Below are 14,300 nucleotides of genomic sequence, written 5' to 3' on the forward strand. Positions count from 1 at the left end.
ACTGCTTGCGTCGTTTCGTGAGCAGGGGTTGCTGGTGACACAGCCCTACGAGTCTCCGGATTTCCATATCGCGAACCGCCTTGGAGGCGAGGCCTGGGTGGAAGCGGTTACGGGCAAACCCGCCGGTCGCGTACAATCATGTGAACGCACCGCACGGGGCAATGCCGACGGAGAAAGAGGAAGTGTTCTTCGGCGCGGCCGCGCTGCGGTTCGCGAAAACGTTGGGCAACAAGCTGGACCGGGACTACGACAAGCTACCTCATGTCACCGGCAAGCCCTTCGTGATCGCCATCGCCGACTTTCAGGCTCCGTCCTCTATGATCTGGAGCCGGGAGGGACTGATTGGCTACTTGTATGGAGAAGGCGCGCAGGTCGCGACAGTGGACGGCCGGGCGCAGGCCGTCGCGATGCCGGCCACGCACTTGCTCGGGCCATCGGCCTTTCCCGCCGGGTTGTTCGCCGATGATCGTCATGCGGAGCTTTCGGCGGTGATTTTTTCGAATGCCTGCTCGATCGCCAAGCTGTATCGCGTGCCGATTTCCGGCGGCGGGGCGCCGAAGGGCCTGCGGTACGTGCGGATTGGAAATTTCTTCGACCGGACCCCCGGGGCGCTCTCCGGCATTCCGTTCTGCTTGGATATCACGAGCGACGAGTATAGGGGGCTATGGCCTCACGGATACGAGCCCTGGACGGCTGAGATGGAGGTCTTTCACAACCCCTTCGCCCGGCATCCGGTGCCGTTCGAACTTCTGCCTGAGGCGGCCCATTGGTATGAGGAGGATGGTGTGCGGCTGTGCAGCACCGTCTACGAGACGTCGATCCTTTGGTCGCGAACCATCATTCAGGATGAAGATCAGAGGCCGCCGAAAATCGAAGATTTCCTGGGCGGGGGTGAAGTCGAGCAGTGACATTCTAGCCCTCGGCGAGGGCGCCGTGTTTTTTCGAGCACTTTCATCGGGATCGCGTCCGCCGCGGTGAAATTGTCGACCTGATCTTCGGCAACAACGCGCCGCATCCACGTGGTTGCGCGTCCAGGCGCCTCACTCCGATGAATGTGAATGCTCGTCAGTCATGGGAGGCAGTCCGGGTCAACGAGCCGCGACGTCCTGCTTGAAAACCGCGACTGTTGCTGCGCGCGGGAGCCGTCGTGCTGAGACGCGCGCCTGAAGTTTTCGCGTCTGTGCCGCCGATTTCGGTGTTCACGTCGGAGCCCCCGATTTTCTTTGAAGTAATTCATGATAAATGGGTGGTATGGGAGATGATTTGCAAGCGATACTTTCAGTATTCGCGGCTGCGGTGCGTGCACTGCTGCAGGACAAGGATCTTGCGTATGCCGATCCGGCCGAGCGCGCGCTTGTCGCTCGAATTCGGGATCTCCTGCACGGCCAGTATGCCGGTTGGTCGATCGATCTCGAATGGAATCGCCGCGAGGATGTCATCAAACGTCTTCGATACGGTCTCAGCGACGATGAACTGATTGGCAACGACGCCATCGTGCCTGACCTGATCGTGCATCGGGTCGGAAGGAGGGAGAACCTGCTGGTCGTCGAGGTCAAGAAGTCGACGAACAAGGACTACGAGGGGGACATCTGGAAGCTCAAGGGCATGACCGAGCAAGCTGGACCCTATGGGTATTTGGTCGGCCTTCATCTGGTGATCGACGTGAAGGCAGGGGTTGCCCCTCGTTGCGACGTCTATGTTGATGCCGAATTGGATGAAGAGTTGACGGAATGGATGCACCTGGAGCTGGAGGCAGCAGATTGACCGCAGACCCGGCCGAGATCGTCAAATTGGTCGGACGATTCACCGGCCCGGACCTGACGCAAACACTATCGCGCATTGAAGGCGCGGTTCGTGGTGTTACGGCAGGAGACTGCGGGGGCTTCCTTGAAAACGCGGGGGCCGGCCGCGACGTTCTCGCGGCCGCCGCCGAGATGAAGCGGCTGGCCGGCCAAATCAACGTCACGATCCACGCGCTCGGCATCCTCATGTGTCTGCCGCACATTCTCGAGCCGGGGGAGCGGGTCGAATCTGTATCGCTCGGCGCCGGGAATACGGGCCGCGACTTCGATCTTGAGACCAATCTTCGGGTTGCTGAATTCAAGTTCATCCGGTGGCGGGGCGGCGCGGAAACGATCCGCCAGAATTCCGTTTTCAAGGATTATCTGCTGCTTGCGGAGCATCCGACGGCGAAGCGTAAGCACCTCTATCTGCTCGGGACCGAGCACGCGATCAGGTTCTTGCGGGGTGGCCGGGCCATGTCGAGCGTGCTGAGCAGAAACAGCAAACTGCAGAAAATGTTCTCGGATCGGTTCGGTGAGAGTTTCCGAACGGTCGGAGACTACTACGCGGACCACGGCAAGGCGGTGCAGATTGATGACGTCTCACCGTGGCTTTCGGAATTGGCCGAAGAGCTGATCGAGGAGGTGGGCATGGAGACGGATGACTGATGGGCGGCGGGCATGGGCAACTCCGATCGTCAACCTTGAACTGCGGAAGGATGGATCCGATGGCGAAGACTCTCTACATCATTGGAAATGGCTTCGATCTCCACCACGGCATTCCGTCGTCATATAAAGCGTTCGGCGAATATCTTCGAAAGCACGACTCCAAAATCTATGAGGTGGTCGCGAAATACTTCGCCATGGACGCGCAGTTTTGGGCTGAGTTTGAGGATCGGCTGGCCTCATTCGACAGTGATTCACTGATCGAGGACGCCTCAAATTTCCTCGTCGGGTACGGGGCGGAGGACTGGAGCGATGCTTACCACCACGATTATCAATACGAGATAGAACAGGGGGTCGAGGCGATTTCGACGACGTTGCGTTTGCGGTTTGCCGAATGGATTCGTCAACTTCCCATTCCGGCCGCTTCGGATATCGTTGAACGGCGCGTCCCGGTCGACCCCTCCGCGGTCTTCCTGAACTTCAACTACACCCCGTCATTGCAGCGCCTGTACGGTGTCCCTGACATCAACATACTTCATATTCACGGCGCGGCCGCGAACCCAGCGGACACCCTTATTCTGGGTCATGGGTGGGAACCGGATCCAAATCCCGACCCTTACCGTTTTGAACGAGATCCGGAGGACGCGGACATCCGCGTCATCGAAGGGCAGCGACTTGTCGACGACTACTTCAAGGACACGTTCAAGCCGACGTCAAAAGTCATTGAAAACAATGCCTCCTTCTTCGCCGGCCTTTCGGACGTGGATCGGATCTTGGTTATGGGACACTCGGTGTCCGACGTCGATCACCCATATTTTGGCGAGGTGATTGCCAACATCGACGTTGATCGGGTTCGGTGGAAGATCAGCTACTACGGCGATCTCGACGGCTTGCGCGTGCGCATTGAGGCGCTCGGCGTGCCAACTCATTTGGTCGAGTTTGCCCTGCTGAGCGAGTTTTGAAGGGTCTGGAGAAGTTGGAGAGATTGAAAGGGAACAAATCCGGTAATGCGCGCGGCGACCAAAATTTCGAATGAAGAATATATCCGCATCATCGCAGACATTTCCCGGCTCGAAGTCGGATCGGCGCCATCGCCAATGGAGGCTGAGCGGATTTTGGGAGGTGTATTGAAGCCGATCCTCCGGGTCGAAGGGTTTGACCTCCAAGCGACATCCACACACAGGGACGAAGGGATCGACTTCGTGGGCGTCCGCGGTGATCCATCGCTCGGATCGGCGGAAAGCCTCGGGGTGGTAGCCAAGTTTTACTCACGAGCACGAAAGGTCGCGGTTGAGCAGGTCAGGGAGCTAATCGGGGCTGGCCTGTCGAGGGGGATGGGTAGAGTGATCCTCGTCAGCAATTGCGTCTTCACTACCGCGGCCAGGGCTACGATCGAGCATGACCTCCCCCTGTCGGTCGAACTGAAAGCGCTTGAGGATCTGCGCAGCTGGTTGGAGCTCGTGCGGGAAGCTGAGCCCGACGCAGAGACAGAGGTGCGGGTCATGCTGCGCGAACTCAGCGAGCGTTTCGCCCGGCTCATCGCGCGAGACCCCGGCGCCTTGGCCTATTTGGAATGGCGGGATGTCGAGCGCACCGTTGCCGAGGTCTTCGATGGGCTTGGCTTTCGGGTGACGCTCACCCCAGGGTCGAAGGACGGCGGGAAGGACGTCATCCTGGAATGTGAGGTCGCCGGAAAGCAGGCGACCTATTATGTCGAGATCAAGCATTGGCGGTCATCGACCAGGGTTGGTGCCGACGCGGTCGCGAAGTTACTCAAGGTGATTGTCACGGAAAAGAAGGCAGGTGGCCTGTTTCTGTCGACCTATGGATTTACCGAGAATGCGTTCGAGCAGCTCACCACGATTGAGCGAGAAAAATTGAGGTTCGGGGATCAGGAGAAGATCGTCACTCTTTGCCGGACATATGTGAAGGCTAAGTCTGGGATTTGGTCGCCGCCAGAAAATCTAACCGAAGTCCTTTTCGATGGAGATGCGGGTGGCCGATAGCAAGGCGGATGAGAATCAAGCGTCCTTGGGGGTTCTGCTCCAGGGCGCAGAGAAGACCTTCACCAATGCGCAACAGCTTTTCTTTGAGGCGGAGCTGCTGGCGAAAGCCGGTGCGCTGGCCCGCGCCCTTTGCCTGCACCAGATTTCGCTCGAGGAGTGTTCAAAGGTGAACAATCTCGGAGCGTGGGGTGTTAGCCTTGTTCTCGGTCTTGAGGTTGATCAGAAGAAGATCCTTGCCGCGTTCGCGCGGCATTCGTCGAAAAACAAGTCCAATGCCTACATGCTCGTACCGTCCGAGGAGGAACGAGAGGCACGAGCGCGGGGCGACTGGAAAGGCGCGATGGAAGCGTTCAGGAGAACGCAAGACGAATTTCACCGCGAGTCAAATCAAAAGAAGAACGCTTCGTTCTATGTGGACTGGGTTGGCAGCGAGTTCGTTGCGCCAAGTGAACGCATTACCGGTGAGATGCTTCAGGAGATCACCGAGAGAAACGCCGAGTTTCTTGGTTATGCGCAGAATGAATTGAATGCACTGAGGACTTTGACGGCGTCGTCGGACGTCCTTCGAGACCTGCTTTCTGACCTTGTGGAGGAATCGGAAAAGTTGCGGGCGGAAAAGCCCGACAATCTCGCCGAGGCGATGGACGCGATGTTGTCGCGCTTTCTGGAGGCGGGAAAGGCAAAGTTGGGAAATCGGGCTTAGTCAAAAATTCTATCTCGTAGTATCGCCGCTATAGCGGGCGAAAGGGGGGGCGCATGTCTACGCCGAGTGCTGCTAATAATTCCATTATGACGGCCCTCGAGCAATTCGAGGCGACGGAAGCCAATCTGATCAAGCTCGAACGGCTCTGGGACGAGATGGTTGCTATGATCCCGACCGGTGTCACTTTCGGCGAAAACGTCGAATACGAGGATCGCGCGCGCTCTTTCGACCTTCTCGTCGCGAGCCTTCCGAAAATCGGGGGATGGAAGCCGACGGCGACACCTCCGGATCTCGACGGGCTCGCGCAGAGCCGGTTGGACGCGATGGAGATCGACGAGCCGAGCGCGCATGTATCCGTGGAACGCTGGATCGAGGAGCCCGGTCGTGAACTTCGAGAATATCGCTTCCGGCTCAACAATATGCGCAAAGCGCTTATTCGGGATGCGCTCGTCGGCCTGATCGACCAGATCGATGCGGACATCCGAACTGTTCGTGCGGGCGTCGGCCTGGATGCAGATCCGCGGGACCAGATTGAACGAGAAGTGTGGAGCACCATGCGTGAGCACATGAAACAGATTGAAGTGCTGCTCGGCTCAAGCGTGAAGAAGCCGGCGCGGTGGTCGGACATGATGCGGCATATGCATTTTGGATATGTCGGCGACCTTCATGATATAGAAGTGATGGATTGGCCGGACGTAAAGAATACCTTGCGGAAGGGACTTTACGGCGTCAACGAGGCGGTACCTGTGCAGGTCGAGGACCTGTCGGCCTTGGTTGCCGCGCGGCCGACTGGGCCGATCACGACGGCATTGGCCTGGTCCAAAATCGATGACCAGGCTTTCGAGCGCCTGATTTTCACGCTCATCAGCGACACGCCAGGCTACGAGAATCCAGAGTGGCTGATGCAGACGAGGGCGCCTGACAAAGGTAGGGATCTATCTGTGATGCGCGTGATCCAGGACGAGCTGTCGGGCACGCTGCGCCTTCGTGTCGTGATCCAGTGCAAGCATTGGACGAGCCGTAGCGTGAGCCTCTCCGAGGTCTCGTCGACGAAGGATCAAATGGCGCTTTGGCCCAATCCGCGGGTCGATGTGCTGATCATAGCAACCAGCGGGCGGTTCACCGCTGATGCCGTGACTTGGATCGAGCAGCACAATGCGAATGGGGCGTCGCCGCGCATCGAGATGTGGCCCGAGAGCCATCTCGAACGTCTCCTCGCCGCTCGGCCTGCAATCATCGCCGAGTTTGGCCTGCGGGGACACTGATCGGCCGTTGAGCGGTAACTAGCGCGGATTGCGATTAAATGCTGCGGGCTGGTGAAAGCAGCCCGGCTGCTGCGGTTGAGGTGCCGTCTGGCTTGATGCATCAGCTAGCGCAGGACATTACGCAGGCATGGAATCTTCCGGGGCAGGAGTATCCGGCTGATCTTCGCTGGTCTCGGTGACTTCCTCGACAATCACGCCCTCGAGAAACTGGCTGTGCTTTTCCTGCAGGTATTTTATCGCGGCGCTTTCGTCAGCGGAATGCTGCAGATGTTCCTGGAAGAACTGAAGGCGAGCGCGGTTTTCTTCTATAAGTTCGCCCCACGTCTTGATTCCGATGATGTGTCTCGGCCCTTTTGCGATGAGGCGCCGCTCTCGATCCGGTCCACTTTCAATCTCGTGCTTGGCAAAATCGTCGTAGGCGTTCGAAACGAGCCAGAAGTGCCAGCGGACTCCATCGACGGTCGAAAATCGCTCATCGGAGGTGACAGCGATCGCATACTGTTTTGCCTGTGTGATTTCCTTGGCGCCGATCTTGACCTTGGGAGCCTTGAGTTCGACGATCATGTGTTCGATGTCGTTGGCGCGATGCCGCCGGGTGGAGCGCGAGAACATCAGGTCGATGATCCCACGCGCCTTACCGATCACCTTTACAGGCTCGTCGATCGAGATGTCCGGATCAAGATAGTCGCGATGCTTCTCGAGGACACGGCGAAGATCCTTGTCGCTCACCCATAAATTATACTCTTCGCCGAAAACCCACGTATTTTCAGCGAGTATCTTGTGAAGCTGGGTGCGCTCCTTCAGACGCCCTTTGGTTTCGGGGTCAAAGACGATCGACTCCAGGGCTGAAATGAATTTGAGTCGGTCGGCGACCGTCTTGGCCGCAGTAATGATCGCGGAGAGGGTGGTCTCCTGGAGAAGGGAAGCAAGTTCCTTCTGCTTGCGAGCCGGAAGGTCCAGCACCTCCTTCAATATCAGCTGCAATTCCTCTGGTCCGCGCTCAATCGCGTTTCGAAGCATCCGAAGGTGTAACGCCTTCGCCTTTGACGAGCTGATCCCGAGGTCAGGCGCGAGCTCTTGAACTTGGACCGCCACGATATCAAAGACCTGCCGTTCGACCTTTTCAACGGCGTTCTGTGGTGCGCCTCGATATGGATAGACGTCTTCGGCGATCCATTCATCGACGAGGGATCGAGCCTTTTCCGCCGCTTTGTCGCGGAAGTAGTCTTTGATCGCGGACCGCGCATTTTCCACCGCCACGGCGAGCAAAGGATCCATTTCCGAGAGCGCGACGCGTTCTTCGTTGTGCAGTTCCTCGACGTAGGTGGATTTCAGGTAGGCGGAGAAAGAAAAGCCGGGAATGTGAAAGCGCGTCTCAACCTGATCGAACGGAAATCCGCCCGCCGAGCACAGATACAACACGCGGCGCGCGTCCGTTCGCCATTCAATGACCTCGAGCTCGACGCTGTGCTGGTCGCCTTCCGCCGTTTCGATTGGCGGAAGCGAAGCTTTATGGTGGCTGGCGATCACCTTCTCCGGATCGAGCCTCTGGCCGGCGACAGAGATAGATACCCCGCGATAATTCATGAGGTAGAGCGCGAAGATCTCGTTCAGGTCCTGAATGCCTTCGTCGCTCTCGAAGGTTCTGAAATCCCGCCGAAGGTCGTCGATCTCGACGATGACGCCGGTTGAGCGATCAGGCGCGGGCACTTCTTCTGTGATGGTGACATCTGTGAGATCGGCTTCCAGGAGCCTGACCTCAAAAGCCTTTCGGCCCGATGCATCGTCGTAGCACACCTTCCAGGTGGCGGACTGGCCGAGGGCGAATGCCTTGTAGCGCCCGCGCCCTTCTTGTCCGTGGATCATGCGATGATTGCGTTTGGTCTGACGAATTTTGCGCTTCCACGATCCGCCGAGATTGCCGAAGAGCGCACGCGCGTCTGTGCGCGAAAAGCCGTCGCCATTGTCGTAGACGATGATCTTGGACATTCCGCCGGCTAGGTCGCTATGGACGAATTCGACCGAGACGTCGGTGGCGTCGCCGTCGAGGCTATTCCACAGCAATTCCGCGAGGGCAGGTACCGGCTTCGCTTTGGTCTGCCGCGCCAAAAAGTCATCTCGAACTGCAACGGAGACGTGTTCCTCGCCTGACATATTCCCTCCGGCCCTGACGACGGCCAACTATACTTTCGATCCGACAATTTAGGGTGTCGAGACCGGCCGAAATCGACGGCAATTTTGTTTATCAAGCCCGGTTTCATGCCGTTCTGGCAAGAGGCAACTACGGTTTCTGCGACTTTCGACCGATGCGTCAATGGAAATTCCGTGCCTTTACCTTGATTGTGTCGATGTGCAGATCCGGAATGTAGATGTCGCGCGTGCGCAAGCCCTTGGGCGGCAGGTCGCGCGGATCGGGACCGGAGCCACCGTTGCGGACCTGGTCGCCGCGGCCATGCGGAAGCGGAAATGCCGCGTCGCGACTGCCGACGCTGGCGAGATCGGCTGAGAGATCGGTGATCCGCTGCGCGACCAGGTGAACGACATCGCCCTCGCGCTGAATGCGGCCGCGCACGGCCATCATGCTGGCCGACAGGACGGCGTGCCGGTTCGCTTCGAACACCTTTGCCCAGACGACGAGATTGGCGATGCCGGTCTCGTCTTCCAATGTGATGAACATGACGCCCTTGGCGCTGCCGGGGCGCTGGCGCACGAGGACGATGCCCGCGGCCTCCAGCCAACGTCCATCGCGAGCGGCCATAGCCTCGGCGCAGGTGACGATGCGCCGGCGCCGGAGATCTTCGCGGAGGAAGCTGAGCGGGTGCGCTCTGAGCGTCAGTCCGACATGACCGTAGTCCTCGACGACTTCGCTGCCCGCCGTCATCGGTCGCAAAGCGACCGCCGGCTCGTTCACCTCGGGCACGATCTCGGCCTCCCGCGCGGACGCGGCCGTGAAGAGTGGCAGCGGTTCGTCCCGGAGGGCTTTGATTGCCCATAGAGCGTCGCGGCGCGCGAGGCGCAGGTCAGGACGGAAGGCGTCGGCCTCGGCCAGTCGAACCAACGCGGCTGACGGCACGCCGGCGCGCCGCCAGAGATCATCGATTGAAGAGAAGGGCTGGTCGGCCCGCGCGGCGACAATAGTGGCGCCGTGAGCGTTAGCGATTCCTTTGACCATACGCAGGCCTAGACGCACGGCGAACCGGCTATCGTCGTTCGTCGGCTCCAGGGTACAGTCCCAGCGCGAGGCATTGGCGCAGACGGGCCGGACATCGACGCCGTGAGCGATAGCATCCCTGACGATCTGGGCTGGCGCGTAGAAGCCCATGGGCTGTGCATTCAGGAGCGCCGCGCAGAAGACGTCGGGATGCCAGCATTTGAGCCAGGCGCTGGCATAGGCGATCAGCGCAAAAGAGGCTGCGTGCGATTCCGGAAATCCGTAAGAGCCGAAGCCTTCGAGCTGGCGGAAGGTATGTTCTGCGAAGTCGCGCTCGTAGCCGTTGTCGACCATGCCCTGGATCAGCTTCTCCTTGAAGCCGGAGACGCCGCCAGTGAATTTGAACGTGGCCATCGACTTTCGCAGCAGGTCGGCTTCGCCGGGAGTGAAGCCTGCGCATTCGATCGCCACACGCATGGCCTGCTCCTGGAAAAGCGGTACGCCGAGCGTCTTGCCGAGCACTTTCTCCAGCTCGGGCTTCGGGAAGACGACGGGCTCCAATCCTTCGCGGCGACGAAGATAGGGATGGACCATGTCGCCCTGGATCGGCCCCGGCCTGACGATGGCAACCTGCACGACCAGGTCGTAGAAGGTTCGCGGCTTCAGCCTCGGCAGCATCGACATCTGCGCGCGGGACTCGATCTGGAAGGTCCCGAGCGTGTCGGCTTTGCGGATCATGGCGTAGGTGCGTGGGTCCTCGGCCGGGATCGAGGCGAGATCGAGATTGATGCCCTTGTGGTCGGCGAGCATGTCGAGCCCGCGCTTCATGCAGCTCAACATTCCCAGGGCCAATACATCGACCTTCATGAAGCGCAGCGCATCGATGTCGTCCTTGTCCCACTCGATCACTTGGCGATCCTGCATGGCGGCGGGCTCGATCGGCACCAGCTCGTCGAGCCGGTCATGGGTCAGGACGAAACCGCCGGGATGCTGCGACAGGTGCCGCGGTGCGCCCATAAGCTGGCGTGCAAGAGCCAGCGCGAGGCGTAAGCGCCGATCGCCGAGATTGAGGTTGAGCGCATCGACATGCTTGTCCTCGACACCCTCCGACCATCCCCAGACCTGTCCCGAGAGTGTCTTGATGAGATCCTCCGTGAGGCCAAGGGCCTTGCCGATGTCGCGCATCGCGCCTTTGGTGCGATAGCGGACGACGGTCGAGCATAAGGCGGCACGATCCCGACCGTAGGTGTCGAACACCCACTGCATGACGATCTCGCGCCGCTCGTGCTCGAAATCCACGTCGATGTCGGGCGGCTCGCGCCGCTCCTCGCTGACGAACCTCTCGAACAGCAGGTCATTGCGGCCCGGATCGATCGAGGTGATCCCAAGCACGTAGCAGACCGCCGAATTGGCGGCTGATCCGCGTCCCTGGCACAAGATATCCTTGGACCGGGCGAAGCGCACGATGCTGTTCACCGTCAGGAAGTATGGCGCATATTGCAGCTTCTCGATGAGGCGGAGCTCGTGCTGGAGAGAAGCGCGGACGCTGTCCGGAACACCCTCGGGATACCGTGCTTCGGCGCCTTCCCACGTGAGTTTCTCCAGCGTCTCCTGAGGCGTGAGCGCCGGATCGTCACGCTCCTCGGGGTACTGATAGGCCAGTTCCTTGAGGTCGAACCGGCAGCGCGCGGCGATCTCGAGCGTGCGGGCAACCGCCTCGGGATTGCGCGGGAATAGCCGGTGCATCTCCTCGGGCGGTTTCAGGTAGCGGTCGCCATATTCCCGGCGGTCGCCAAGCTCGTCGATGGTGATCCCGTGGCGGATGCAAGTGACAACGTCCTGCAGGATGCGCCTGTTGGGTGCGTGATAGAGCACGTCGTTGGTGACAACGGTCGGCACGCGCATCTGCGCCGCCAAGTTCGACAGCTCATGGATGCGGAGCTGGTCGTTTGGCCGCCGGCGCAGGGTCAGCGCGAGATACGCGCGGTACCCAAAAGCGTCGCGCAGCCGGCGCAAATGGAGGCCGCAGGTTTCACCGGGCTCGTCGGGAACGAGGATGCCAATTAGGCCATCGTTGTAGGCGACGAGATCGGCCCATTCCAGAACGCACTTCGCCTTGCCGCCGCGCTTCTTGCCAAGCGACAGCAACCGGCAAAGGCGGCCATAAGCGGCGCGGTCGGTCGGATAGACCAGCACCGACAGGCCGTCGGCGAGATCAAGGCGACAGCCGACGATCAGCCGGACGCCGGTCGCCTTGGCGGCCTCGAAGGCGCGCACGATGCCGGCGAGCGAGTTTCGATCGACGATCGCTATTGCTTCGATACCCTGGGCGGCGGCGTGGGCGAACAGCTCGTCGCATGACGATGCGCCTCGCAGAAACGAGAAATGTGACGTGACCTGAAGCTCGACATAACGATTTGGGGCGTTCATCCGAACACCCCGTGCAAGAACCAGCGCTGCGAGCCGGTGTTGGGATCCTCGCCGTCGCCGGAGCGAAAGATCCAGTAGCGCTCACCAGCCTCGTCTTCGACGCGAAAATAGTCGCGCACGGCGGCGAGCTCGGCATCGCGGCGCCACCATTCGCCACGGATCCGCTCAGGTCCATCGGCTCGGCGAACACGGCGCCGGATGCCACGCCAAGTGAAGGAAACCGGCGGATGATCGGGCAGAAGTGCTACCGTGTCGATCGGCTCAGGCGGTGCCAGTAACCGTGATGGCCGCGGCCAATATCCCGGCCATCCCTTGCCGGCTTCGGGCGCCATCGGTGGAATCCGGCGCACCGATCGTTCGGGCACTTCGGTCGCGACCGGCTCGGCCCGGTAGAGACTGCGCTCGCCGACGCGATTGATCAGGGTATCGACGAGGTCGGAGACGTCAGGCACACTGTCATCAACCATGACAGTCAGGGTTTGCCTTTCGGCCAGCGGCTCCGCCAGCGTCGCCGTCAGGGAGAGGATCTCGATGCCGAATCCCGGTTCGATGGTCTCGATTTTGTCGGTTAGCAGGCGCGTGAGGCGCTTCACATCGCGCACTGGCGTAGCGGTGCTCACGCGAACGGCTTGCAGGCGATTGTCCACGCGGTGGCAGATCAGGTCGAGGCGCTTGGCGCCCAGACCTTTGGCTTCAAGTTCAGCGCAGAGCTGGACGACCAGCTTGCCGATATAGCGGGCAATAGTCTCGGCCGCACCAATCGGCTCTGCGAAATTGCGTCTCGCTTCGACCAGATCGTCTGGCCGGATCGGGTCGATCGGCTCGCCGGTCGTGCCGAGAGCCTGGTCGATGCGGCGGCCGAGTTGTGGTCCGAAACGAAGCGTTAGCGGCGCTCGCGGTTGGGCGAGGAGATCGCCAATTCGCTCGAAGCCGAGCACATGGAGCGCAGCAATCATGTCGAGCGGCAGGCGAAGCGCCGCGAGCGGAAGTCCGGCCAGAACGGAGCTGCCATGGCCTGCAGGAGCGACGAGCACCGGTCTGGCGGCGTAGCGCGCCAAGGCGTGTGCCGCGCCCCACGTGTCGGCGATTGCCGCGCGAGCCGAGATGCCGGCCACAGCGAGCCTGTCGATGAGGCCGCGGAGCATCGTCTCTTCGCCACCATGGAGGTGATCGGTGCCGGTGGTGTCGATCACCAGTCCATCGGCCGGGTCGGTCGAGACGATCGGAGCGTAACGTTGGAGAATCCAAAGGGCGAGGCGGTCCAGGCCCTCGGCATCCGCGACGGCGTCATGATCTTGGACGATGAGGCCCTGCACGAGGACGCGGGCCTTGGTCGCGGGCATCCCAACGCGCGCTCCAGCGGCCTGGGCCGCAGCGTCCACCGCCAGCACCACCTGCCTTCTCCCGTCGCGGCCTATTAAAGCGAGCGGCGCCTCAACCGGAGGCGCCGCGTCGCCAGCCTTCCGTCGAAGCCGGTCGGTGGACCAGCTCGGCAGGAAGAGCGAGACAACCCGCGTCATCACACGCCTCCACTTCAAAATCTGCACTTTCACCTGCTCGGGCGCGGATCAACTCCAGCAGCCAGCGATGGCGGCCGACGCCGGGGACCGGCAAGGATGCCGAGGGCACGACCGAAACGCGCCATCTGGTGGCTGCCGCCGTGGGCTGACCGAAATCGGCGGCTTCGGTTTGTCGGCGCCAGCGGCGCAATGCGATGCCGATCGTGCCGCTTGCTTCCGCGCAGAGCTGCAGCCGCCGCGAGGCGGTCATATCAAGTCGCGCGACTTCGCCGACCACAGCGCCGAGGCCGCCATGGCGCAGACCTTCCTCAACGCAGGCAAGGACGGTCTTGTCGTTACCGGCCTCCACGTAGATCACACGGTCGGAGGCGAGGCCTGCCTGCGCCAATGCCGGCGCGAAAAGATCGGGTCGCGTAATGACCCAGAGAACCTTGCCCTTGGTGCGGGCCGCAATTCCGGCAGTGAAGAGGGCGGCCGCCGCGCCGTCGATGGCTCCGTTACCGCCGCCTGCGATTTCGTGGAGGGCGCCAAGTGCCAGGCCCGCACCCGGAAGGCGAGAGTCGATGTCGGCGATCCCGAACGGAAGCGCCGATTTGACGCGCCGGCCTCTGCCTTCGATCTTTTCGATCTGCGCGCGCAATGACTCTATGGCGGGCTCGGGCCGCAATCTCGTTCTTGACCTCCAAAGGCGGGTGCAACATAATGTTCTCTATTTGTTCTACAGATGGACGGCGCGAGTCAAGGGCGAACAATGCAACCTTCGTCAGTCTTCGGAACT

General features: G+C 60.8%; 11 protein-coding genes. 7 read left to right on the forward strand and 4 right to left on the reverse strand.

Features of this window, described 5'->3' with window-relative positions; genetic code table 11:
* Positions 1–161: 161 nt before the first annotated feature.
* From ACQR1B_RS02325 to ACQR1B_RS02355, 7 genes are all read left to right on the forward strand, one after another.
* A complete protein-coding gene (locus ACQR1B_RS02325) occupies positions 162–908 on the forward strand; it encodes a hypothetical protein (protein ID WP_434831431.1) in 747 nt (248 codons plus the stop codon).
* A gap of 343 nt (positions 909–1,251) precedes the next feature.
* The gene (locus tag ACQR1B_RS02330) at positions 1,252–1,764 is read left to right on the forward strand and encodes a hypothetical protein (RefSeq protein WP_434831430.1); all 513 of its coding nucleotides are present in this window, start codon (positions 1,252–1,254) and stop codon (positions 1,762–1,764) included.
* Entirely contained in the window at positions 1,761–2,450 is a 690-nt protein-coding gene (locus ACQR1B_RS02335; RefSeq protein ID WP_434831429.1) for a hypothetical protein, read from the forward strand. The genes ACQR1B_RS02330 and ACQR1B_RS02335 overlap by 4 nt, the downstream gene beginning before the upstream one ends.
* 59 nt (positions 2,451–2,509) lie before the next feature.
* The gene (locus tag ACQR1B_RS02340; RefSeq protein WP_434831428.1) at positions 2,510–3,409 is read left to right on the forward strand and encodes a bacteriophage abortive infection AbiH family protein; all 900 of its coding nucleotides are present in this window, start codon (positions 2,510–2,512) and stop codon (positions 3,407–3,409) included.
* A gap of 45 nt (positions 3,410–3,454) precedes the next feature.
* On the forward strand, positions 3,455–4,453 hold the full coding sequence (locus ACQR1B_RS02345) for a restriction endonuclease (protein WP_434831427.1): 999 nt from the start codon (positions 3,455–3,457) through the stop codon (positions 4,451–4,453).
* Positions 4,443–5,156: an AbiV family abortive infection protein gene (locus tag ACQR1B_RS02350; protein ID WP_434831426.1), complete on the forward strand. Its 714-nt coding sequence runs from the start codon at positions 4,443–4,445 to the stop codon at positions 5,154–5,156. The genes ACQR1B_RS02345 and ACQR1B_RS02350 overlap by 11 nt, the downstream gene beginning before the upstream one ends.
* Before the next feature lie 53 nt (positions 5,157–5,209).
* Complete coding sequence (locus ACQR1B_RS02355) at positions 5,210–6,421, forward strand: restriction endonuclease (RefSeq protein ID WP_434831425.1); 1,212 nt, start codon at positions 5,210–5,212, stop codon at positions 6,419–6,421.
* Positions 6,422–6,538: 117 nt separating this feature from the next.
* Here ACQR1B_RS02355 and ACQR1B_RS02360 read toward each other — a convergent pair whose 3' ends face one another.
* From ACQR1B_RS02360 to ACQR1B_RS02375, 4 genes are all read right to left on the reverse strand, one after another.
* Complete coding sequence (locus tag ACQR1B_RS02360) at positions 6,539–8,575, reverse strand: ATP-binding protein (protein ID WP_434831424.1); 2,037 nt, start codon at positions 8,573–8,575, stop codon at positions 6,539–6,541.
* Between the two features lie 157 nt (positions 8,576–8,732).
* A complete protein-coding gene (locus ACQR1B_RS02365; RefSeq protein ID WP_434831423.1) occupies positions 8,733–12,002 on the reverse strand; it encodes an error-prone DNA polymerase in 3,270 nt (1,089 codons plus the stop codon).
* Positions 11,999–13,522 (reverse strand): Y-family DNA polymerase, encoded by a 1,524-nt coding sequence (locus tag ACQR1B_RS02370; RefSeq protein ID WP_434831422.1) that lies wholly within the window; start codon positions 13,520–13,522, stop codon positions 11,999–12,001. Before ACQR1B_RS02370 ends, ACQR1B_RS02365 begins: the two co-directional genes overlap by 4 nt.
* On the reverse strand, positions 13,437–14,189 hold the full coding sequence (locus tag ACQR1B_RS02375; RefSeq protein ID WP_434831421.1) for an ImuA family protein: 753 nt from the start codon (positions 14,187–14,189) through the stop codon (positions 13,437–13,439). The genes ACQR1B_RS02370 and ACQR1B_RS02375 overlap by 86 nt, the downstream gene beginning before the upstream one ends.
* Positions 14,190–14,300 lie beyond the last annotated feature (111 nt).

It is taken from the genome of Bradyrhizobium oligotrophicum (assembly GCF_051168495.1).
Taxonomy (GTDB): Bacteria; Pseudomonadota; Alphaproteobacteria; order Rhizobiales; family Xanthobacteraceae; genus Bradyrhizobium; species Bradyrhizobium oligotrophicum_A.